The organism is Streptomyces sp. NPDC051664 (genome assembly GCF_044453545.1).
In the GTDB taxonomy this organism is placed as follows: domain Bacteria; phylum Actinomycetota; class Actinomycetes; order Streptomycetales; family Streptomycetaceae; genus Streptomyces.
The window spans coordinates 504,418-526,800 of record NZ_JBITCU010000001.1; the positions used below are offsets into that span (position 1 = coordinate 504,418).

Annotated in this window: 18 protein-coding genes and 2 tRNA genes; 10 read left to right on the forward strand and 10 right to left on the reverse strand. The window is 69.5% G+C overall.

What is annotated here, in order from left to right:
• Positions 1-3: 3 nt before the first annotated feature.
• A complete protein-coding gene (gene rsgA, locus ACIA8E_RS02265; RefSeq protein ID WP_399293284.1) occupies positions 4-1,020 on the forward strand; it encodes a ribosome small subunit-dependent GTPase A in 1,017 nt (338 codons plus the stop codon).
• A gap of 90 nt (positions 1,021-1,110) precedes the next feature.
• Positions 1,111-1,434 (forward strand): multidrug efflux SMR transporter, encoded by a 324-nt coding sequence (locus tag ACIA8E_RS02270; RefSeq protein WP_030969764.1) that lies wholly within the window; start codon positions 1,111-1,113, stop codon positions 1,432-1,434.
• On the opposite strand, the gene ACIA8E_RS02275 is transcribed toward ACIA8E_RS02270, so the two are convergent.
• The 3 genes from ACIA8E_RS02275 to ACIA8E_RS02285 are packed head-to-tail and all read right to left on the reverse strand — an operon-like array spanning position 1,370 to position 5,471.
• The gene (locus ACIA8E_RS02275; protein WP_399293287.1) at positions 1,370-3,508 is read right to left on the reverse strand and encodes a dipeptide ABC transporter ATP-binding protein; all 2,139 of its coding nucleotides are present in this window, start codon (positions 3,506-3,508) and stop codon (positions 1,370-1,372) included. The two genes, ACIA8E_RS02270 and ACIA8E_RS02275, sit on opposite strands and share 65 nt — an antisense overlap.
• Positions 3,505-4,458: an ABC transporter permease gene (locus tag ACIA8E_RS02280; protein ID WP_399293290.1), complete on the reverse strand. Its 954-nt coding sequence runs from the start codon at positions 4,456-4,458 to the stop codon at positions 3,505-3,507. The genes ACIA8E_RS02275 and ACIA8E_RS02280 overlap by 4 nt, the downstream gene beginning before the upstream one ends.
• A 29-nt stretch (positions 4,459-4,487) precedes the next feature.
• Complete coding sequence (locus ACIA8E_RS02285) at positions 4,488-5,471, reverse strand: ABC transporter permease (protein WP_030969762.1); 984 nt, start codon at positions 5,469-5,471, stop codon at positions 4,488-4,490.
• A 246-nt stretch (positions 5,472-5,717) separates the two neighbouring features.
• Here ACIA8E_RS02285 and ACIA8E_RS02290 point away from each other — a divergent pair, with 246 nt between their 5' ends.
• On the forward strand, positions 5,718-7,409 hold the full coding sequence (locus tag ACIA8E_RS02290; protein ID WP_399293293.1) for an ABC transporter family substrate-binding protein: 1,692 nt from the start codon (positions 5,718-5,720) through the stop codon (positions 7,407-7,409).
• Positions 7,410-7,431: 22 nt separating this feature from the next.
• Here the strand turns inward: ACIA8E_RS02290 and ACIA8E_RS02295 are convergent, their stop codons facing one another.
• Complete coding sequence (locus ACIA8E_RS02295) at positions 7,432-8,040, reverse strand: TetR/AcrR family transcriptional regulator (protein WP_399293295.1); 609 nt, start codon at positions 8,038-8,040, stop codon at positions 7,432-7,434.
• Between the two features lie 121 nt (positions 8,041-8,161).
• Here ACIA8E_RS02295 and hisN point away from each other — a divergent pair, with 121 nt between their 5' ends.
• Positions 8,162-8,962, forward strand: coding sequence for a histidinol-phosphatase (hisN, locus tag ACIA8E_RS02300; RefSeq protein WP_399293298.1), 801 nt, complete (start codon positions 8,162-8,164; stop codon positions 8,960-8,962).
• A 183-nt stretch (positions 8,963-9,145) separates the two neighbouring features.
• Entirely contained in the window at positions 9,146-9,547 is a 402-nt protein-coding gene (locus tag ACIA8E_RS02305; RefSeq protein WP_399293301.1) for a cyclic nucleotide-binding/CBS domain-containing protein, read from the forward strand.
• Positions 9,548-9,628: 81 nt separating this feature from the next.
• Here ACIA8E_RS02305 and ACIA8E_RS02310 read toward each other — a convergent pair whose 3' ends face one another.
• Positions 9,629-11,098 carry a catalase gene (locus ACIA8E_RS02310; protein WP_399293304.1) on the reverse strand — a complete coding sequence of 490 codons (1,470 nt, stop codon included), beginning with the start codon at positions 11,096-11,098 and terminating at the stop codon, positions 9,629-9,631.
• A gap of 150 nt (positions 11,099-11,248) precedes the next feature.
• On the opposite strand from ACIA8E_RS02310, the gene ACIA8E_RS02315 reads away from it, so the two are divergent.
• From ACIA8E_RS02315 to ACIA8E_RS02330, 4 genes are all read left to right on the forward strand, one after another.
• A complete protein-coding gene (locus tag ACIA8E_RS02315) occupies positions 11,249-11,668 on the forward strand; it encodes a Fur family transcriptional regulator (protein WP_399293307.1) in 420 nt (139 codons plus the stop codon).
• A gap of 343 nt (positions 11,669-12,011) precedes the next feature.
• Complete coding sequence (locus ACIA8E_RS02320) at positions 12,012-12,827, forward strand: ABC transporter ATP-binding protein (RefSeq protein ID WP_399293310.1); 816 nt, start codon at positions 12,012-12,014, stop codon at positions 12,825-12,827.
• A complete protein-coding gene (locus ACIA8E_RS02325; RefSeq protein ID WP_399293313.1) occupies positions 12,824-13,696 on the forward strand; it encodes an ABC transporter permease in 873 nt (290 codons plus the stop codon). Before ACIA8E_RS02320 ends, ACIA8E_RS02325 begins: the two co-directional genes overlap by 4 nt.
• Before the next feature lie 44 nt (positions 13,697-13,740).
• Complete coding sequence (locus tag ACIA8E_RS02330; protein WP_399293316.1) at positions 13,741-14,886, forward strand: ABC transporter substrate-binding protein; 1,146 nt, start codon at positions 13,741-13,743, stop codon at positions 14,884-14,886.
• A gap of 80 nt (positions 14,887-14,966) precedes the next feature.
• Here ACIA8E_RS02330 and ACIA8E_RS02335 read toward each other — a convergent pair.
• The 4 genes from ACIA8E_RS02335 to ACIA8E_RS02350 all read right to left on the reverse strand — a co-directional run bounded on the left by ACIA8E_RS02335 (position 14,967) and on the right by ACIA8E_RS02350 (position 20,465).
• A tRNA-Met gene (locus ACIA8E_RS02335) sits at positions 14,967-15,040 on the reverse strand.
• A 122-nt stretch (positions 15,041-15,162) separates the two neighbouring features.
• Positions 15,163-17,241: a sel1 repeat family protein gene (locus ACIA8E_RS02340; protein WP_399293318.1), complete on the reverse strand. Its 2,079-nt coding sequence runs from the start codon at positions 17,239-17,241 to the stop codon at positions 15,163-15,165.
• Between the two features lie 213 nt (positions 17,242-17,454).
• Positions 17,455-17,528 (reverse strand) — tRNA-Met (locus tag ACIA8E_RS02345).
• Between the two features lie 63 nt (positions 17,529-17,591).
• Complete coding sequence (locus ACIA8E_RS02350; protein WP_399293808.1) at positions 17,592-20,465, reverse strand: UPF0182 family protein; 2,874 nt, start codon at positions 20,463-20,465, stop codon at positions 17,592-17,594.
• A 127-nt stretch (positions 20,466-20,592) separates the two neighbouring features.
• Between ACIA8E_RS02350 and ACIA8E_RS02355 the strand changes: the two genes are divergently transcribed.
• The gene (locus ACIA8E_RS02355) at positions 20,593-21,162 is read left to right on the forward strand and encodes a PPA1309 family protein (protein ID WP_267002082.1); all 570 of its coding nucleotides are present in this window, start codon (positions 20,593-20,595) and stop codon (positions 21,160-21,162) included.
• A gap of 45 nt (positions 21,163-21,207) precedes the next feature.
• On the opposite strand, the gene ACIA8E_RS02360 is transcribed toward ACIA8E_RS02355, so the two are convergent.
• The gene (locus tag ACIA8E_RS02360) at positions 21,208-22,296 is read right to left on the reverse strand and encodes a PDZ domain-containing protein (protein WP_399293321.1); all 1,089 of its coding nucleotides are present in this window, start codon (positions 22,294-22,296) and stop codon (positions 21,208-21,210) included.
• Positions 22,297-22,383: the final 87 nt, after the last annotated feature.

Consider the following 22,383-nt stretch of genomic DNA (forward strand, 5'->3'; position numbering starts at 1 on the left):
GTCATGCGTCGCTACGGCAAGAACCCCGACGAGGACGACATCCGGTTCCGCCCGAACCCGAAGGGCAACCGGCCTCGTACGCATACCCGTCCGAAGCACGAGGACGCCGAGGACGGCATGGTCCTCACCGTCGACCGCGGCCGCCTCACCTGCCTCGTCGAAGGCCGTACGGTCATGGCGATGAAGGCGCGCGAGCTCGGCCGCAAGGCCGCGGTGGTGGGCGACACCGTCTCCATCGTCGGCGATCTGTCCGGGGAGAAGGACACCCTGGCCCGCATCGTCCGCATCGGTGAACGCCGCTCGGTGCTGCGGCGGACCGCGGACGACGACGATCCGTACGAGCGGGTGGTCGTCGCCAACGCCGACCAGCTGGCGATCGTCACCGCGCTGGCCGATCCGGAACCCCGTCCGCGGATGATCGACCGCTGTCTGGTGGCGGCGTACGACGGCGGGCTCACCCCGCTCCTGGTTCTCACCAAGTCCGACCTGGCGTCCCCGGACAAGCTCCTGGAGGCGTACACCCCGCTGGGTGTCCCCTACATCGTCACCAATCGCCAGGAGCTGGAGAACGGCGACGCGGCCGACCGGGTGCGCGAGCAGCTGAACGACCGGGTCACCGCGTTCGTCGGGCACTCCGGCGTCGGGAAGACCACGCTGGTCAACGCCCTGGTGCCGAAGGACCGGCGGCGTACGACGGGTGTCGTCAACGCGGTCACCGGCCGGGGCCGGCACACCACCACCTCGGCCCTGGCGCTGCCTCTGCCGGACGGCCGCGGCTGGGTGGTCGACACCCCCGGTGTGCGCTCCTTCGGGCTGCACCACATCGACCCTTCGCGGGTCATCCACGCCTTCCCCGACCTGGAGCCCGGCACCGAGGACTGCCCTCGCGGCTGCACCCACGACGCTGTCCAACCGGAATGCGCTCTGGGCGCCTGGGTGACATCCGGGCACGCCGACCCGGCCCGGCTGGACTCGCTGCACCGGCTGCTGGCCACCCGGGAGCGACGCGAAGGCGACTGACCGAGGCACGTTTGCGATCTGCTGCTACCGGTAAGTGCATAATCGCACGCAGCGGGACAGGGCAGTCACCGACGTGGGAGGGCACCGACGATGGCGTGGCTGCTGGTCGTGGTCGCAGGGCTTCTGGAGACCGGCTTCGCTGTCTGTCTGAAACTGTCGCACGGCTTCACCCGGCTCTGGCCGACCATCGCCTTCTGCATCTTCGCGCTCGGCAGCTTCGGTCTGCTGACCCTGTCCCTGAAGAAGCTCGACGTGGGGCCCGCCTACGCCGTGTGGACGGGCATCGGCGCTGCGGGCACCGCGATCTACGGCATGGTCTTCCTCGACGACGTGGTCTCCACGCTCAAGCTCATCTCGATCTCCCTGGTGATCCTGGGTGTGATCGGACTGCAGCTGTCGGGATCGTCCCACTGACCGGCAGGGGACGTCCGGGGAAGTGACAGGCGGCGCTGTGCCCGGCCGCCTCCCCGAGCGGTACGTCGCGCTCGCAGCGCTCCCTGTCCTCCTCGCCCAGCTCCGCGTACACCGGGCAGCGTGACCGGAACCGGCAGCCCTCGTACCGCCGCGTCGGGCTCGGCGGATCCCCGGCCAGCAGAATGCGGGTGCGGCGGCGCTCGCGCTCCGGGTCGGGCAGCGGCACGGCCGACAGCAGCGCCTGCGTGTACGGATGGCGGGCCCGCTCGAAGACCTCCTCGGCGGTGCCGGTCTCGACCGTACGGCCGAGGTAGACGACACTCACCCGGTCCGCGATGTGCCGCACCACCGACAGATCGTGCGAGACGAAGAGGTACGCGAGCCCCAGCTCGGCCTTGAGCCGCTGGAGCAGGTTGAGCACCCCGGCCTGTACGGACACGTCGAGCGCGGACACCGGTTCGTCGAGCACGAGCAGGTCCGGTTCGACGGAGAGCGCGCGGGCGATCCCGATGCGCTGCCGCTGCCCACCGGAGAACTCGTGCGGGAAGCGGGTGGCGTGCGCCGGTTCGAGTCCGACCTGGGTGAGCAGTTCGGGGATCCGCCGGGCCACGGTGGCGCGGTCCGCGCCCTGGGTGCGCAGCGGCTCGGCGACGATGTCGCCGACCGGCATCCGCGGGTCGAGGCTGGCCATCGGGTCCTGGAAGACGATCTGGACCCGGCCGCGCAGCGCCTTGCGGTCGGCCTTGGACAGTCCGTCGAGGGACCGTCCGAAGAGCTCGATGTCCCCGCCTTCGGGGCGGACGAGGTTCAGCAGTTCGAAGAGGGTGGTGGACTTGCCGGATCCGGACTCCCCGACGAGCGCGAGTGTTTCACCGGCCCGGATGGAGAGGTCCACGCCGTCGACCGCGTGGATGGAGCCGACACGCCGTTTGAACGCGGTCCCCTTGAGGACGGGGAACGTCTTGGTGAGCCCGGTGACGTGCAGGACCCGGTCGCCGGGGGAGGCGGCGCGTTCGGGAATGGACGGGACGGGGAAGACCTCCGCCGGGGTGAGGCCCTGTTCGGCGATCTCCTCGGCTCGTACGCAGGCGGCGAGATGCCCTTCGTCGCTCGCGCCCGCGGCCACGAGCGCGGGCTCCGCCGCCGTGCAGCGCTCCTCGGCCAGCGGGCAGCGCGGGGCGAACGCGCAGCCCTTCGGCAGCCGGCCCGCCGAGGGCGGTGCGCCCGGGATCGGGACGAGCACGTCCGAGGGGCCGTCGATCCGCGGTACGGCACCGATCAGGCCGAGCGTGTACGGCATCCGGGGCCGCCGGAAGAGTTCGGTCGCCGCTGCGGTCTCGACGACCCGGCCCGCGTACATCACCGCGACCCGGTCCGCCGCTCCCGCGATCACCCCGAGGTCATGGCTGACCAGCAGCAGCGCGGCACCCGTCTCGCGCTGCGCGGTGCGCAGCACGTCCAGGACCTGGGCCTGGACGGTGACGTCGAGGGCCGTGGTCGGCTCATCGGCGATGATCACATCCGGGTCGTTGGCGACGGCCATCGCGATCATGGCGCGTTGACGCATCCCGCCGGAGAACTCGTGCGGGAATCCCTGCGCCCTGGTGGCCGGTTCGGGAATGCCCACGAGGTCGAGCAGGTCGACGGCTTCCGCACGGGCGCGCTCGCGGGAGACGTCGCGGTGGGTACGGATGGCCTCGGCGATCTGGTCGCCGATCCGGTAGACCGGGGTGAAGGCGGAGAGCGGGTCCTGGAAGACCATGCCGATACGGCGGCCACGTACCGAGGAGAGCACTCGGTCGGAGGCGCCGACGAGTTCGGTCCCGCCCTCGTCCGCGGCTCCGCTCCCGGCGAGCCGGACCGATCCCCGTGCCCGCGCATTGGCCGGCAGCAGCCCGAGCACGGCCAGTGCGGTGGCGGACTTCCCCGACCCCGACTCCCCCACCAGGCCGAGCACTTCGCCGCGGCGCAGCGTGAAGTCGACGCCCCGGACGGCGGGTGCCCCGTCGAAGTCGACGGCTAGACCGGAGACGTCCAGCACCACGGGTGCCTGTCCGTCAGTCGTCGTACTCATCGGTCGGTCTCCTCGTCCTGAACAGCTGTCCGAGCCGTTGAACGGCCTCGCCCGCTCGTCGGATCGAGCGCGTCACGCAGTCCGTCGCCCACCAGGTTCACCGCGAGGACGAAGACGATGAGCAGGCCTGCGGGGAAGAAGAACATCCATGGGTACGTCACCGCGGCGCCTGTCGTCGAGGCGATGAGCGTGCCGAGCGACACATCGGGCGCCTGCACGCCGAAGCCGAAGTACGACAGCGCGGTCTCGCTCATCACCGCGCCGCCGACCGCGATGGTCGCGTCGATGATGAGGAAGGAAGCGACGTTCGGCAGGATGTGCCGCCAGATCACCCGGAACGGCCCGACGCCCATGTACCGGGCGGCCCGCACGAACTCGCGCTCCTTGAGGGAGAGCGTCATGGACCGAATCACCCGCGCGGTGATCATCCAGCCGAAGACGGCGAGCAGCCCGACGAAGGCGAACCAGCCGCCGCCGCGCAGCCGCGGTGAGATGATCGCGATGATCAGGAAGGCCGGGAAGACCAGCAGCAGATCGACGCCGAACATCAGGATCCGGTCCGGCCAGCCCCCGAAGTATCCGGCGCAGGCGCCGACCAGCGAGGCGAGCACGGTCGAGAAGAACGCCACCAGCAGCCCGATCAGCAGCGACTTCTGGAGTCCGCGGACGGTCTGCGCGAAGACGTCCTGCCCGATGCGGTTGGTCCCCCACCAGTGCCTTGCGCCCGGGCCTTCGCGCAGCGAGGTGTAGTCGATGTGGCTGTAGTCCCAGTGGCTGATCAGCGGTCCGGCGAAGGCGAGCAGGAAGAGCAGCAGAAGGATCGTTCCTCCGGCGAGTGCACCGCGGTTGCTCACGAAGCGGCGCAGCACCACTGCGGCGCGGCCGGCCGGCCGCAGCGGCTCGGCCCCTCCGGCCGCCGCGTCGGCGGCGGTCTCGATGACGGCGGTCATGACAGTCGTACTCCTCGGGCTGTTCAGGTTCAGGCGTTCCGGATGCGCGGGTCGAGCGCGGCGTGCAGGAGATCCGCGAGGAAGCCGGACAGGAGGACCATCACGGCGGCGAACACATTGACGGCGACCACCGAGTTGACGTCGTTCTTGCCGACGGAGGCGACGAACCACTCGCCCATGCCGTGCCAGCCGAAGATCGTCTCGGTGAAGGTGGCACCGGTGAACAGCGCCAGGAAGCCGTAACTGAAGTAGGTCGACATGGGGATGAGCGCCGTGCGCAGCCCGTGCTTGAGCAGCGCGGTGGACCGGGTGAGCCCCTTGGCCTGAGCGGTGCGCAGATAGTCGGAGCCGAGGACGTCGAGCATGGTGGAGCGCTGGTAGCGGCTGTAACTCGCAATGGTGCCGAGGGCGATGGAGACGGTCGGCAGCAGCAGATGGACCGACCTGTCCTTCAGCACGGTCCAGAACCCGGAGTCCACGCCGGGGCTCTTCTCGCCGGTGAACTGGATGGCCTCGGTGCCGGTCTTCTGGTTGAACCAGATCGCGCCGATCTTCAGGAGCACCGCGAGCAGGAAGACGGGGGTGGAGAGCAGGACGAACGAGGCGAGGGTGACCAGTCGGTCGGAGAGCCGGTACTGGCGTACGGCGGTCCACGCGCCGGCGAGCACGCCGACGACGGTCCCGAGGACGGTGCCGAGCAGAAGCAGCCGCAGGCTGACCCCGATCCGGCGCCCGAACTCCGCGCCCACCGAGGTCCCGTCGATGGTCTGCCCGAGATCACCGCGGACCGCGCGCCCGGCCCACTGCCCGAACCGGGTGAGCAGCGGTTCGTGGTCATTGACCCCGAGAGCGGTGAGGTGGTGGTCGACGGACCTGGGCGAGAGGGGCGGCTGGCGCCCCTCGTAGTACGCGCGCGGGTCGAGCGCCAGGGACGCGAGGAGGTACGACAGGCAGACGGCGGCCAGCAACAGGACGGCGTAGTAGCCGAGTCGCTTGGCCAGAAAGGCGGCCACAGGTGTTGGTCCTCCACAGGGGCGTTCACAAGGGTCGTGCAGAGCCGGCGGGCCGGATCGCGGCCACGGCCGGCTCCATCGGCGCAGGTCTGCCTACCGGCCCAGCTTGACGGTGTTTTGTTGCGGACATGCAAAGAAACCATGAAACCACCCCGGCTGCCCTCCCACCAGCCCGAAGATCGACTTACGGTCTCCGCAGCCTGCGGCCCCGATCGGACCGCACCCGAACCGGAGGAATGAACACCGATGCGCAGAACCACCGTGATCGCCATCGCCGCAGCCCTGTCGGCCACCTTGGCGGTGACCGGCTGCGACTCCTCCGGCGCGGACGCCAAGGCGCCGAAGAAGCAGGCAGCGCCCAAGGCCGACGGCCAGGACATCAACGCACACCCGCTCAGCGACCTCAGGCAGGGCGGATCGGTGAAGGTGCCGATCACCCAGTGGATCACCCAGTACAACTACAACACCGTGGACGGCTCGCAGGGCGATGCCATGGAGATCAGCGCACTCGTCCTGCCGGACCTCTTCGACTCGGACGCCAAGGGCGCCATCCACACCAACCCGAACTTCCTGGTCTCGGCGAAGGTCGTCTCCTCCAGCCCGCAGGTGGTGGAGTACCAGCTGAACCCGAAGGCCAAGTGGTCCGACGGCAAGCCGCTGAGCTGGAAGGACTTCGAGGCCCAGTGGAAGGCCCTGAACGGCTCGGACGAGGCGTACGAGGCGGCCGACACCTCGGGGTACGACCAGATATCCAAGGTCGAGCAGGGCAAGGACGCCCACGGCGTGAAGGTCACCTTCACCGAGCCGTACGCCGACTGGCAGCGGCTCTTCGACCCGCTCTACCCGGCCGACTACATCGACACCCCGGAGAAGTTCAACAAGGGCTGGTCGGAGAAGGTCCCGGTCTCGGGCAACGCCTTCAAGATCGGTGAGTACGACAAGACGGCGCAGACCATCACAGCCGTTCCGGACCCCAAGTGGTGGGGCGACAAGCCCAAGCTGGACTCGGTGATCTACCGGGTGCTGGACTTCTCCGCGATGACCGACGCCTACCTCAACAAGGAGACGGACTCGGCCACCGCGCTCCTCCCGGAGGACTACAAGCGCCTGGTCGACGCGCCGGGCACGGAGATCCGGCGCGGCGCCCGCTGGGACGAGGTGCACATCACCCTGAACGGCGGCCGGGGGCCGCTGAAGGACGTGAAGGTACGCAACGCCCTGCAGGCGGCGATCGACCGCAAGGGCATCAACGCCAGCTTCAGCAAGGACCTCTCCTTCGAACTGAAGCCGCTGGACAACCACTTCTTCATGCCCAACCAGGTGGGCTACCAGGCCAACGCCGGGGCGTACGGCGAGTACGACGTCGAGAAGGCGAAGAAGCTCCTTGACGAGGCGGGCTGGAAAGACGCCGGAGAGGGCAAGCCGCGCACCAAGGGCGGCAAGCAGCTCACGCTCGACTACGCCCTGAGCGCGGGCGGCACCTCGGCCCAGACGGACCAGGCGGAGCTCGTGCAGCAGCAGCTCGGTGTCATCGGCGTGAAGGTGAACATCAAGAAGGTCCCGGCGAACGACTTCTTCAACAAGTTCGTCAACACCGGCAACTTCGACCTGGTCAGCTTCCGCAACGTCGACCAGGTGTATCTGACCATGTCGTACCCGGTGTACCGGCAGCCGAAGGGAAAGAACCTCTTCCAGAACTTCGGTTCGGTCGGCTCCCCGAAGATCGACGAACTGCTGTCGAAGGCCGCACAGACCACCGACCGGGCCGCGGCGGCCAAGCTCTACAACGAGGCGGACGTCGAGATCTGGAAGCTCGGTCACTCCATCGAGCTCTACCAGCGCCCGCAGATCGTCGCCGTCCGCAAGGACCTGGCGAACTACGGCGCCGCGGGCCTGGCCGACGTCGACTACACCAAGGTCGGCTGGCTGAAGAAGTAGCGCGCCACCGGTGGCCCGCCCGTCACCCGGCGGGCCACCGCTCCATCACCTCGCGCACCAGCGGCGCCGCGTCCGTGGGGACGGAGGACGCGGCAACCGCGTACGACAGTGCGAGGCGCAACGCGATCTCGCAGGTCACGGCCAGCGCCGCCGGGTCGTGCGGCGGGCGCCCGCCGTCCAGGGCGGCCACCGCGCGGTTGCGCACCAGGCCGAGGAGCTCGGCCGGGGTCGGCGGCCCGGCATCGGCCCGCCGCTGCGCCGGTACGGGCGAGGAGGGCGGCCCCGAGAGGCGGGCGGGGCGGGGTAAGCGCTCTCCCCAGCAACCCGTGAGCAACGCCCTGACCAGGGCGTTCGTACGAGCCGCCCGGACCGTCCAGGCGGCGGTGGCGGCCAGTCTGTCCCCCGTGCCACCGGGCGATTGCAAGGCCCGTTCGACACCGGCGAGGTAGCCGTCGGCAGCGCGCCGGACGAGAGCCCGGGCCAGGCCGTCCTTGCTGCCGAACTCGTTGTAGAGGGTCTGCCGGGAGACTCCTGCGGCGGACGCGATGTCGACCATCCGCACCGTCGTCCAGGGCAGGGTGCTGAGCGCCGAGAGGGCGGCGTCCAGCAATGCTTCTCGCGCTGCAGGCATCGTCGCCTCCCACGCCAGGGGTCTGCGGTTCAGAGTTGACGCGCTCCCCCGCACTGTCAAGGGTCCACGCAGCCCCCAGGGTCCTGTGGCTCTGTTCACCCGCGGTCGATACTGTGACGACATGCCCGACTACCACGATGATCTGCGCCTCGCCCATGTGCTGGCGGACGCCGCCGACGCGACGACGATGGACCGGTTCAAGGCTCTCGACCTCAAGGTCGAGACCAAGCCGGACATGACGCCGGTGAGCGAGGCCGACAAGGCCGCCGAGGAGCTGATCCGCGGTCACCTCCATCGGGCGCGCCCGCGCGACGCGATCCTCGGCGAGGAGTACGGGATCGAGGGCACCGGCCCCCGCCGCTGGGTCGTCGACCCGATCGACGGCACCAAGAACTACGTGCGCGGTGTGCCGGTCTGGGCGACGCTGATCTCGCTGATGGAGGCGGGCGAGAACGGCTTCCAGCCGGTGGTGGGAGTGGTGTCGGCCCCCGCGCTGGGCCGCCGCTGGTGGGCGGCGAAGGGTGCCGGGGCGTTCTCCGGCCGCAGCCTCACCTCCGCGACCCGGATGCACGTCTCGAAGGTCGAGCGGATCCCGGACGCCTCGTTCGCGTACGCGTCGATGACCGGCTGGGAGGAGCAGGGCCGGCTCGACGGGTTCATGGATCTGACCCGGGCCTGCTGGCGTACGCGCGGGTACGGGGATTTCTGGCCGTACATGATGGTCGCCGAGGGTTCCGTGGACATCTGCGCGGAGCCGGAACTCTCGCTATGGGACATGGCGGCGAACGCGATCATCGTCCAGGAGGCGGGTGGCCGGTTCACCAGCCTGGACGGGGTGCCCGGTCCGGGCGGCGGAAACGCGGCGGCCTCGAACGGGCTGCTCCACCACGAGCTGCTCGGATATCTGAACCAGCGCTACTGATCCCGCGCCGCTACGAGGCGTACAGACTCCCGAGGGGCGTGCGGTCCATTTCCGTGCGCCCCTCGAATGATCTCCACGTACCCCTTGTTGGAGTCCCCCAAGGATGCAACTCTGAGAGTCCCCCCACTTGTGAACTTGTGAATCGACTCACGTGGTCGCTTCACGAAGGAGGTGGCTCCCTTCATGCTCGTCCGTGACGCCATGAGCACGATGGTCCTCACCATCGGCCCCACCCACACGCTCCGCCAGGCGGCCCAGCTGATGTCGGCCCGCCGCATCGGCGCAGCCGTCGTCCTCGACGGGGACACCAGCGGACTCGGCATCCTCACCGAGCGCGACATCCTCAACGCGGTCGGCGCCGGTCAGAACCCCGACACCGAGACCGCATCCACCCACACCACCACCGATGTGGTCTTCGCCGCGCCCGGCTGGACCCTGGAGGAGGCCGCGGAGGCCATGACGCACGGCGGCTTCCGGCATCTGATCGTGCTGGACGACCACGGTCCCGTCGGGATCGTCTCGGTCCGCGACATCATCCGCTGCTGGGCGCCCACCAGGCGCCATCCGGTGGAACTGGTCGGCTGACGCCCCTGCGCACGTACGGCCGGTGGGCCGCCCCCCTCGACGCGGAGGGAACCGGCCCACCGGCACCGGCAGCCGTGAGTACTAGCCGCGAAGGGCTTGGACCGCGGCCTCCAGCCGCTTGCCGAAGTCGCCGTCCGCCTGGCGGAAGTTGTCGATCGCGCGCTCCGCGATGTCGTCGCGGGAGACCTTGGCGATGAATCCGGCGAGGTTGTCGATCAGTCGGACCTTCTCGTCCTCGGAGAGGAGCCGGTAGAGGTTCCCCGCCTGCACGAAGTCGTTGTCCTCGGCGTGGCGCGGGGCCTCGTGCGTACCGGTCTCACCGGTGACGGTGGTGGGCTCCCACAGCGGACGGTCCGTCTGTACCGGACCGCCGAAGCTGTTGGGCTCGTAGTTCTTCGCACCCTTGTGGCGGCCGTCGTACAGGTGGCCGTCTCGGCTGTTCGTCCGCGCCTCGGTGGCGTGCGGACGGTTCACGGGCAGGTGGTCGGCGTTGATCCCGACGCGGTAGCGGTGGGCGTCGCCGTAGGCGAAGAGGCGTCCCTGGAGCATCTTGTCCGGGGACGGGCCGATGCCCGGCACGAAGTGCGCGGGGCTGAAGATCGACTGCTCGGTCTCCGCGAAGATGTTCTCGGGGTTGCGGTTGAGCTCCAGCTTCCCGATCTCGATCGGGGGGTAGTCCTCGTGCGGCCACACCTTGGTGAGGTCGAACGGGTTGAAGCGGTACGTGGCCGCCTCCGACGCGGGCATGACCTGGACCTGCACCGTCCAGGACGGGAAGTCGCCGCGCTCGATCGCCTCGCGCAGATCGCGCTGGTGGCTGTCCGGGTCCTCGCCGGCGAGCTTGTCGGCCTCGGCCTGCGTGAGGTTCTTGATGCCCTGGTCGGTCTTGAAGTGGTACTTGACCCAGAAGACCTCTCCGGCCTCGTTGTTCCACTGGTACGTGTGCGAGCCGTACCCGTTCATGTGACGCAGCGTGGCCGGGATGCCGCGGTCACCGAAGAGCCAGGTCACCTGGTGCGTGGACTCGGGCGACAGACCCCAGAAGTCCCAGACGTTGTCCGCTTCCTGCGAGCCGGTGTACGGATCGCGCTTCTGGGTGTGGATGAAGTCCGGGAACTTGATGGCGTCCTTGATGAAGAACACCGGGGTGTTGTTGCCGACGAGGTCGTAGTTGCCCTCTTCGGTGTAGAACTTCAGCGCGAATCCGCGGGGGTCGCGCACCGCGTCGGCGGAGCCGAGGCTGCCCGCGACGGTGGAGAAGCGCAGGAAGGTCTCGGTCTGCTTGCCGACCTCGGAGAGGAACTTGGCACGCGTCCACTGCGAGACATCGCGGGTCAGCGTGAAGGTGCCGTACGCACCGGCGCCGCGGGCGTGCACGATGCGCTCCGGAATGCGCTCACGGTTGAAGTGCGCGAGCTTCTCCAGCAGCAACTGGTCCTGTGCCAGGACCGGACCACCGACACCTGCGGTCTGACTGTTCTGGTTGTCGGCGACCGGCGCGCCGGCCTCCGTGGTGAGCGGTCCCTGCGTCACGTGCGCCTCCTGCGTCATTCCTGCACATCCGTCATGTCCTGATGTCCGCACAGCCTGTCCACTGCGCATATCGGTCTTGATCCTACAATGGACTAAGTCCAAGTCAAGGAGAGATCCAAAGTCACACCAGTTCGGAACCAGGGCACCCTCGCTGTTAGGCTTGCTCTCATGAGTGACCTCTTGGAACGACTCCGCGGACGCGGCTGGCGCATGACCGCGCAGCGGCGTGTCGTGGCCGAGGTCCTCGACGGGGACCATGTGCACCTGACGGCCGACGAGGTCCACGCCCGGGCCGTCGCCAAGCTGCCGGAGATCTCCCGCGCCACCGTCTACAACACGCTCGGCGAGATGGTGTCGCTCGGCGAGGTCATCGAGGTCGCCACCGATCACCGCGCGAAGCGCTACGACCCGAACGCGCACCGCCCCCACCAGCACCTGGTCTGCGCCCGGTGCGGCGCCATCCGTGATGTGCACCCGGCGGGCGACCTGCTGGCGGACCTGCCGACGGACGAGCGGTTCGGCTTCACGGTCTCCGATGTCGAGGTGACGTACCGCGGCATCTGCCCGAACTGCGCCGCGACCGCCTGAGACAGGGCGAAGGGCCCGATGCGAGTGACGCTCGCACCGGGCCCTTCCGCATTCCACCCGCCCGGCACCGCGCCTGCCCGCCTCGCCGGCCGGTCCGGTGCAGGACCACTTCCACGGGCACCCGCAGGGCCTGCCGGAGGTACGCGCGGCCGACCGCGCGCCCCCCACTCGACGCGACCGAGCGGCGGGAGCCGGGCAAGCTGCTGCAGCCGCAGCCCCGGCGATGCCCGCCCCATCCACCCCGCGCGCACCCCCTTCCCGAATCTGACGGGTCGTCATATCGTCGACGGGATCGCGTCCGCCCCGCGGCGGATCCACACCTCGACTGCGCGAGGAGAGACCCGTGGGAGATCCGCACCCGACCACACCGTCACCCACCCCAACGCCCACCGCCCCTACGCTCCGGGCCCAGGCGCTCACCCGCACGTTCGGACGCGGCGCCAAGGCGCTCACCGCCCTCGGTCCGGTCGATCTCGACATCGCGCCCGGCGAGTTCACCTGCATCGTCGGCCCCTCCGGCTGCGGCAAGTCCACCCTGCTGCGGATCGCCGCCGGGCTGCTCCGCCCCAGCGCCGGTGAGCTGTCCATCCGTACGGCATCGCCCCGCCCGGCCGCGATGATCTTCCAGGACTACGGCATCTACGACTGGAAGACCGTTCTCTCCAATGTCCGGTTCGGCCTCGACATCCAGCGCGTACCGCGCAGGGAGGCCGACGCCAGGGCACGTGACTGGCTCGCCCGGATGGGGCTCTCCGAGTTTGCCGGCGCCTATCCGGCAGCTCTCTCCGGCGGGATGCGGCAACGCGTCGCCATCGCCCGCGCCCTCGCCGTCGAACCCGAAATCCTGCTGATGGACGAGCCGTTCGCGGCCCTCGACGCCCAACTGCGGACGATCCTCCAGGACGAGCTGCTCGACCTCACCCAGACCACCCGTACCACCACGCTCTTCATCACCCACAGCCTGGAAGAGGCGATCGTGCTCGGCGACCGGGTACTGGTGATGTCCGCCAGGCCGGGCCGGATCATTGCCGAACACCGGCCGCCGTTCGCCCGCCCGCGCACCGGCCACGTCCGTTCGACACCCGAATTCACCGCACTGAAGAGCGAGTTGTGGGAGCTGCTGCGCGGCGAGGTCCGCAGGGAGGTGATCTCGGTATGAGCACCGCCGTGAAAGAAGCGCCTCACGAGGGTGGAACCGTCCTGGTGCGCAGGCCGGGCCCGCAGGAGCTGGATCCCGTACGCACCCATCGCAGGCGCCGCACCCTGGAGCTGGCGCTCGCCGTCGCCGTGCCGCTGGTCCTCGTCCTGCTCTGGCAGCTGGCCGCCGCCCGGTCCTGGATCGACGACCGCGTCTACCCTGCCCCGTCCACCATCCTTGCGGACGGCTGGGACCGGGCGGCCGACGGCGATCTGTGGCCGGATGTGTGGGCCACACTCAAGCGAGTCCTCGGCGGCTATGCGATCGGCACCGTCGCCGGATACGCGCTCGGCCTGCTGATGGGGTCACTCTCGCTCGTACGCGCGGCGCTGGAGCCCTTGCTCGACGCCCTGTACGTCGTACCGAAGCTGGCTCTGCTGCCGGTCTTCCTCAACATGTTCGGCCTCGGCGAAGGGCCGCAGATCGCTCTGGTCGCCGCCACGGTCTTCTTCTTCGTCTGGATCTCCACCATGGCGGCCGTCCTCGCCGTCCCGATCGGTCACCGCGACGCCGGCCAGGTCTTCGGGGCCTCGCCCTGGCAGATGTTCCGGCACGTACTGCTGCCCGCCTCGCTGCCCGCGGTGCTGGTCGGCGCAAGGATCGCGGCGGGCGTGGCCGTCCTGGTCATCGTGGCGTCCGAGCAGATCGCGGCGGCCGACGGGCTCGGCCATCTGATCTTCGACTCCCGGGCGCTGTTCCAGAACGACGTGATGTTCGTCGGCATCGTCTGCGTGGCGGTGCTCGGCGTCGTTTTCTCCGAAGTGGTGCGGATCGCCGGACGGCTGCTCACCCCGTGGGCCCCGCGCGACCGCGGCCGCAGCCAGTCGTGAACGGCACCCCACCTGCTCCACCGAGTTCTTCGTACGGAGGCACTGTGCGCACACGTACCCCTCTCACCTGCACCGTCGCGCTCGTCGCGGCATCACTGCTCGCCGCGGCGGGCTGCGCCAAGAACGATTCCGGCAGCGGCGGCGCCGATGCCGCGCCGCGCACCGTCAAGCCCGTCGCCGGCTGCGGCGCGGGCAGTTGGACCGACCCGGCCGATCTGGCGGCCGACCGCAGACCGGCTCGCTGCGACAAGGGCGCGCCCGCCCCTCAACCGCTGGCGAAGAAGCGGAAGATCACCGTCGCCACCGGCACCCTCAGTGCGGAGTACGTCGCCCCGCTCCAGGTCGCCGTGGCGGAGGGCGAGTTCGCCAAGGAGGGCCTGGACGTCGAACTGAAGGTGCTTCCCACCCCGGACGCCCTGCCACTGCTCGCCAAGGGCGATGTCGACGCCCAGTGGGCAGCCCCCGAGGCAGCCGTGATGAACGGCATCGACGGCGGCTTCGACATCAAGTGGGTGGCAGGGAACTTCTCCCCCGATCCCACCTCCAGGAGCGGCCTCTGGGTGCGCCTCAAGGAGGGCGAGAGCGCCGAACACGTCGACATGGCGGGCCGGAGGATGGGCACGATGATCGGCAAGGGCTCGGTCATCGCGTATCCGATGGACACCTCGCTGAAGAAGCACGGCGGCGGCCTCGACAGGATCAGCTTCCAGCAGCTCGGCTCCGCGGACGTACTGACCGCCCTGCAGAACGGCGGTGTGGACTCCGCCTGGCTGCTCGACCCGGTCTGGCGCAAGGTGGACGGCGACAAACGGTACGCGTTCCTGGGCGGCCAGCCGGTCGGCGAACCGCTCGGCGGTCTGCTCTTCGGCCCGACGCTGCTGACCGAGGACCCGGACGCGGGTGTCGCCTTTCTCCGCGCCTACATCCGGACGGTGAACACCTACTTCGCCGGGGACTACAAGTCCGATCCCGCGTTCGTGACAAAGCTGGCGAAGCTGATGAAGATCGACGAGGCGACGCTGCGGTCGACGCCGTCCATGCGGATGGACTGGGAGATCCGGAAGGGCACGACGGACCGGCTGCAGCAGGCGTACAGCGACGCGGGCGTCTCGGAGGGCAAGCCACCGGTACCGGAGGAGAAGGCCGTCGACCGGGCGATGTACGGGGAGGCGGTGGGCCACAGGCTCTGACGCCGCGCCCGTACGCCATGCGCAGGCACGGCACGCACAGAAGGCCGGATCCTCGAAAGGATCCGGCCTTCTGTCTTCAGTAGCGGGGACAGGATTTGAACCTGCGACCTCTGGGTTATGAGCCCAGCGAGCTACCGAGCTGCTCCACCCCGCGTCGTGAACACAACATTACGTGACGCCCTGGACCAGCGCAAATCCGTTCCTGCCGACTGAGGGGAGCGCGGTGCCGAGGGGCCACGCCGCCCCTGGGACGCCCGTGTCACCCCCCGCACACCGCTACGCGGTCAGCTCCTGGTGCAAGGCCTCACGGAGCCTGGCGGCCCGCTCCGCGACCTCCGCCGGGCCCAGCTCGACCGCACGGGCGCACCAGCGCTGCCCCTCGGTGAGCTCGCCGCGGCGCGCGGCGAGCAGGGCCAGCCGCAGCGCGGCCCGGCCGTGGCCGTCGTTCGCGGCGCGGCTCCACCACAGAGCGGCCTCGCGCTCGCTGCCCTCGCGGGCGAGGAGCAGCCCCAGATTGAAGGCACCGTTACGGCTGCCCGACTCGGCCGCCTCGCGGTACCAGCGCGCGGCGCTCTCCAGGTCACCGCGGGAGGCGGCGAGCATGCCGACGCGCACCTGGGCGCGGCGGTGCCCCTGCTCGGCGGCCCGCTCGTACCAGGCCTCGCACTCGGTCTTCTCCGGCATCGGCTCACCGAGCCCGGGCGGTCCTGGCGGCGGCTGGCGCGAGTCCAGCACCCCGGCCAGCCGGAAGGCCGCCTCGGCGCTGCCGCCGCCCGCGGCGCAGCGCAGATGGCGTTCGGCCTCCTGCTCCTCGCCGTGGTGCAGCAGGGCCATGCCGACCTGTAGCGCGGCCTCGGTGTGCCCGGCAGCCGCGGCCCTCTCGTACCAGGTCAGAGCTGCCCGGTCCTCGTCGCGCCCGGCGTGCAGGATGCCGAGGTTGAAGGCGGCGTCGACGCTGCCCGCCTCGGCGGCCTTGGAGAACCAGGGCTGCGCGCCGGTCGCGTCGCCCGCCTGGAGCAGCAGCACGGCCAGGGCGTTGGCGGCCTCGCGGTGACCGGCGTAGGCGGCACGGCGGTACCACTGCTCGGCCTGCGGTGTGCGGTCCTGGGCGGCGCAGAGCAGCCCCAGGTTGTACGCGCCGTTGACGTCGCCCGCGTCCATGGCCGCGCGGTACCAGCGCTCGGCGGTCTGCTGCTCGCCACGGGCGGCGTGCAGGGCGCCCAGAGCATTGGCCGCGTTGCCGTCGCCCTCCTGGGCGGCACGCAGCCACCACACGGCCGCGCTCTCCTCGTCGCCCGCGTCGCGCAGCAGGAAACCGAGCGCGCAGGCCGCCCGGGCCTCGCCGCTCTTGGCGGAGGTGAGGTACCAGCGGCCGGCCTCCTTGAGCTCGCCGCGCTGTTCCAGAATGGCGCCGAGATGCAGGGCGGCACGGCGGTGACCGCGCGCGGCGGCCTGCCGGTACCACTGCTCGGCCTCATCGATGCGCCCGGTGGCGGGACCCGCCACGGGTCCGTCGCCCTTGCGCCCGTCCGCACGGCCCGCCTTGCGCGCACCGGTCCCGGTTCCGGTGCCGTCGGCGGCGCCACTGCGCGCAGGCAGGCCCGTCCCCAGCCCGGCGTCCACCCCCGGGCGGCCGAACGCGTCGTGCGGGTCGTCGGCGGCCTTGCTCTCCAGGGTGCGTGCCAGGCGGTACGCGGCCTCCCGGTGCCCCTGCTCGGCGGCAGCGCGCAGCCAGCGCTCGGCGCCGACGTCACCGCGGTGTTCCAGCAGGTCGGCGAGGGCGTACGCGCCCAGCGCATGGCCCTGCTCGGCGGACTGGCGCAGCCAGTACTCGGCGCCCGGCTCGTCGCCACGCTCGCGGTAGTGGCGGCCCAGCGCATGGGCCGCGGCAGCGGAACCGGCGACGGCGGCGATACGCCACCAGCCGGCCGCCTCGTCGGCGTAGCCGCGCTGGTGGAGGAGGACGCCCAGGTTGTTGGCGGCGGCCCGGTCGCCGTCGGCGGTGGCCGCACGCAGATAGGGCTCGGCGCCGTTGAGGTCGCCTCGGCGCAGCAGCAGCGCACCGAGGACGCTCATCGACGCGGTGTCGCCGGCATCGGCGGCGCGACGGTGCCGCGCCTCGCTCTCGGCGGTCTCCGTGCTCTCGGTGTTCTCGATGCCCTGAATGCTCTCGGCGCTGTGCGACGGTTCCGTGTCCCCGGCGGTCCCACCGTTCTCGAAAGTCTGGACAGCCTCGGCGTCGTCTGCGGCATGGACGGCAAAAGCCGCATCTGCCATGTTTTCCATCTCATGGACGCGCCGCTGCACAAACCGCCCTGTCTCCAACAGAGTTGCCCTGTCCCCCATAAATGCCATCGTCCCACCACCTGCAACCCGCGTACACCTGGTATATCGCGGCCAGTGAGGTCACTTCAGCGTTTTGTCGACATGCCCACAGAGTGATAAGTCAAACACGTTCGGAGCCAACACGTGCCCTACGAACCGCACTTCAGGCCCTTCGCGCGAGAAAGTCTCCGCGACACGACGAAGGCCCGGATCCTCGAAAGGATCCGGGCCTTCGTCTTTCAGTAGCGGGGACAGGATTTGAACCTGCGACCTCTGGGTTATGAGCCCAGCGAGCTACCGAGCTGCTCCACCCCGCGTCGTTGTGTTCAAACCGTACCACGACGCGAAGGTGGCGCTTCACCCGTTTGTACCGGCCCCGCTCAGCTGCCCTTCTCCGTCCTGGGCTGCGCCGCAGCCGCACGCCGCAGCGCGTTCTCCAGATCCGTCTGGGCCTTGCCGTAGGCGGTCCAGTCCTGCTTCTTCAAGGCTGCCTCGCCTTCGGTATAGGCCTTCTGCGCATCGGCGATCGCCTGCTTCAGCGCGGCGTCACCGGTGGCCGGTGGCTTCGTGCCCGGTGGCCGGGTGGTCTCCGCCGGCGGCTGGCTGGTGCCGGTGTCCTCCACTCCGAAGACCGCGTTGAGCGCCTCCCCGAGGCTGTTCTCGAAGACGGTCTTCGAACCGTACGAGGCGGCGACCTTGCGCAGCAGCGGATAGTTCTGCGTGCCACCGCGCGTGTACACCGGCTCGACGTACAGGAAGCCGCCGTCGAGCGGCACGGTCAGCAGGTTGCCGTACTCGATGTCGGAGTCGGTGCCCTTGAGGTTTCTCACGAACTCGGCGACATCGTCGTTGCCGTTGAGCTCGCTCTGTACCTGGCCGGGTCCCTTCACCGTCGTGGTGACTCTCAACAGCCTTATCGTGCCGTAGTCCTCGCTGGCCGCATCCGCGTCCACTGCCATGAACGCCCCGAGGTCGGGCCGCCCCTTCGGGGTGAAGGTGGTGGTCAGCGAGAACTTCTGGGCCGTCTGGTCCGGCATCTTTATGCTCAGGTAGTACGGCGGGACGGCGCCGGACTCCTTGTTGGTCGGGTCGTCCGGGACCTGCCACGCGTCACTGCCGCTGTAGAACTGTGCGGGGTTGGTGACGTGGTAGCGGGTGAGCAGCTCGCGCTGCACCTTGAACAGGTCCTGCGGGTACCGCAGATGGTCCATCAGGTCCTTGGGGATGTCGGCCCGCGGCTCCACCGTCCCCGGGAACGCCTTGCGCCAGGTCTTGAGGACCGGGTCCTTGGTGTCCCACTCGTACAGCTTGACCTTGCCGTCGTACGCGTCGACGGTGGCCTTCACCGAGTTGCGGATGTAGTTGACCTGGTTCTGCTGGGCGACGACCGCACGCTGGTTGGTGGTGAGCGAGTCGGCCGTGGTGTCACCGAGCGTCGTACGCGAGGCGTACGGGTACCCGTTGGTGGTGGTGTACGCATCGACGACCCACTGGATGCGGTGGTTCACCACGGCCGGGTAGGCGTCGCCGTCGATGGTCAGCCATGGGGCGACCGCCTCGACGCGCTCCTTGGGCGTGCGGTTGTACAGAATCCGCGAGCCGTTGCCGATGGCCCCCGAGTAGAGGATCTGCGGTTCGCTGAACGACACCGCGTACGCGGCGCGGTTGAAGGCGCTGCCGAGACTGACCCCGCTGTTGCCCTTGTAGCTGGTGGTCTTCTCGCCGTCCTCCTCGTAGTCGAGCTCCTTCTGGGGCCCGCCGACGATGGAGTACTGCTCGGTCTTCTCGCCGTAGTAGACCTGCTGCTCGTACGAGCCGAGCTGGCCGGTGGTCGGCAGACCGGACTCGGTGAAGTCCGGGGAGCCCTTCGGGTTCGTGCCCGTCGTGGTGCCCCGGGCGGCGATGGCACCGTAGCCGTGCGTGTACGTGAAGTGGTCGTTGATCCAGTTGCGCTTGGGGATGCCGTCCAGATTGAGCTCGCGCAGACCGATGACCGTGTCCTGGTCCTTGCCGGCGGCGTCCTTGTAGCGGTCGACGTCCAGCGTCTTGGGGAACTGGTAGTAGTTCCTCTTCTGCTGGAGCTGCTGGAAGGCCGGGGAGACGACGTTGGGGTCCATCACCCGGTAGCTCGCCGCTTCGTCCGCGCCGGCCCGGAGCTTCGCGTCGTCGGTCGTGGTGCTCTTGCCCGTGTAGTCGTCCACCTGTGCGTCATCGATGTCGTACGCGTCACGCGTCGCCTCGATGTTCTTCCGGATGAACGGGGCTTCCTTGGCCTGCTCGTTCGGCTGGACCTGGAACTTCTGCACGATCGCCGGGTACAGCCCGCCGATCAGGATCGCGGAGAGCACCATCAGGCCGAAACCGATCACCGGGAGCTGCCAGGTGCGGCGCCACAGCGTCGCGAAGAACAGCACGGCGCAGATCGCGGCGATGCAGAACAGGATCGTCTTCGCCGGCAGGTAGGCGTTGGCATCGACGTACCGCAGGCCCGTCCAGTTGTCCGTCGCCTTGAAGTCACTGGACTTCACGGCGAGGCCGTACCGGTCGAGCCAGTACGCCACGGCCTTCAGCGAGACGAAGACGCCGAGCAGCACCGACAGGTGGCCGGTGGCCGCGCCGGTCGCCCGCGCGCCGGGGCTGGTGATGCGGAGCCCGCCGTACAGATAGTGAGTCAGGGCGGCGGCGATCAGCGAGAGCACCGTGGCCGCGAAGCCGAAGCCCAGCAGGAAGCGGTACCACGGCAGGTCGAAGGCGTAGAAGGACACGTCCAGGTGGAACTGGGGGTCCTTCTGCCCGAACGACACGCCGTTCACGTACATCAGCCACGTACGCCACTGGCCCGAGGCGGACGCTCCGGCGATCAGCCCGACGAGCGCGGTGATCGCGAGCAGCACCCACCTCTTGTACGGAGCGAGACTCATCCGGTAGCGGTCCAGGCTCTGCTGCTCCAGCGACATCGCGCTCAGCGGCGGCCGGAGCCGGTGCGCGAGCCAGATGTTCACGCCGACGGCGATCGCCATCAGCAGTCCGAAGACGAGGAACAGCCCGATCTTGGTCCACAGGGTGGTGGTGAAGACGGAGGAATACGCGACCGACCGGTACCAGAGCCAGTCCGTCCAGAACCCGGAGAACATGACGAACACCATGGCGAGAATCGCCAGGACGCCCAGTGTCATGAGCAGGGTACGGGCGCGCCGGGACGGGCGGCCGACTCTGATCCGTGGCCCGGTCGGGCCCCCGCCGCGGTCCGGCATCTGGAAAGCCAACGTGCGCCCCTCGAAGTTCGCGGTCGTGTGATGCAGGCCCAGCGATCGTAGAGCCCACCTATGCAACTTACTGAGGCTTTACCTAGTTCCCGTTCCCGGGGCAGAAGGAGGGAGGATGTTGAGCATGTCCAACGTTTCCCCCTCAGGCCCCCCGATGGCCGCGAGCCCCCTCACCGTCGCCGTGCTCGAAATCGACGAGTACGCCTCCGGCCTCGGCTGGGACCAGCCGGCCCGGCTCTTCGCGCTCGTCGACACCGCCAAGCTGCGGGTCCAGGAGCCCGGCCTCGCCGCCCAGCTCGGTCTCGACAGCTCCGATTCGACGACCGCCGCACTCACCCCCATCGAGCAGGAGGAGCTTCCCCCCGGAAAGGCGCTGGACGAGTTCCTCGCCACGATCGCCTGGCCCGACGCGGTCGCAGGCTGCGCCATGACGGTGGAGCGCCTGATGCTGCCGCCGTCCGCCGAGTCCTCCGTACCGGAGGGGCTCAGCGACGCCCAGCTGACCAAGTGGGTCGCCAAGCACCCCGACCGGCAGGAGGTGCGGATGACCGTGGCCGTCCTGCGCAACGGTGCGCGGGAGTCGGCCGTACGGCTGCGGGAGAAGGACTCCCCGACCGAGGTGCTGACCGGCGCCGGCCTGGTGCCTGGGCTGGCCGAGGCGCTGGCCGCCACGTTCGAGTCCTGACCGCAGCGGGCGGAACCGCCCGCTCCCCCGCCAGGGGCGGCGCGGTCAGCCTGCCGAGCAGCTCGGCAGGCCGGCCGTGTCGCCCGCGCGGATCTTCTCCAGCGACTTCTTCGCGTCGTCGATCGTCTTCACCTTGACCAGGGTGAGCCCGCCGGGGGTGTCGGAGGCGGCGGCCTTGCAGTTGTCGCCCGGCGTCAGGAAGTACCTGGCACCCGCATTGCGCGCGCCGACCAGCTTCATGTTGATGCCGCCGATCGGGCCGACCTTGCCCTGGTCGTCGATGGTGCCGGTGCCCGCGACGAACTTGCCGCCGGTCAGCTGACCGGGCGTGAGCTTGTCGACGATGCCGAGGGAGAACATCAGGCCCGCGCTCGGGCCGCCGACATCGGCGAGCTTGATGTCGATCTCGAACGGAAACGTGTGGTCCGTCCCGGCCTGGATTCCGACGATCGCCCGGTTCTCCTTGGGTGCCTTCTTGGTCGTGATGGTGATCTTCTCGGTGCCCTCAGGCTGCTTGCCGGCCTTCTCGGCCGCTGCCGCCGTCTTGGCCGGGATCACCGTGAAGGTGACGTTCTCCCCCGGCTTGTGCTTGGTGACGAGCTTCGCGACGTCCTCGGGGTGCTTGACCGCCGTGTCGTCGACCGCCTTGATCACATCACCGGCGTGCAGCTTGCCCTGCGCGGGGCTGTCCTTGATCACCGTGGAGACCACGACGCGCGACGTCACCGGGATGCCCAGTTCGGTCAGGGCGGCGACCTTGGCGCTCTCCTGGGACTGGCTGAACTCCTCGGCGTTCTCCTGCGTCGACTGCTCCTCGGTCTTGCCGCCCGGGTACAGCGTGTCGTGCGGAACGACCACGCTGTCGTGGGCCAGCCAGCCGTAGACGGCCTCGACGAGGTTCATGTTGTAGTCGGCGCCGGTGACCCTGACCGTCGTCATGTTGAGATTGCCGGACGTCTTGTACGTCCGATGCCCGGAGATCTGCAGGACCGGCTCGCCGCCGACCTTGCCGAGCGTGTTCACCGTCGGCCCGGGAGACATCTCCGAATACGGCACTGGGATCAGCACGCCCGCGCAGAGCAGCGCGATGAGGATCAGCGTGGAGGCGAGCATCGTCGCGGTGCGGCGTGGCATGGAACGACAGTACGGGAAGGGTCTGTCAGTGCACCGCCGGGGCCGGTCCGTACGGGGCGGAGGGCCGGGCGTCGTGCTGTGCCGAGT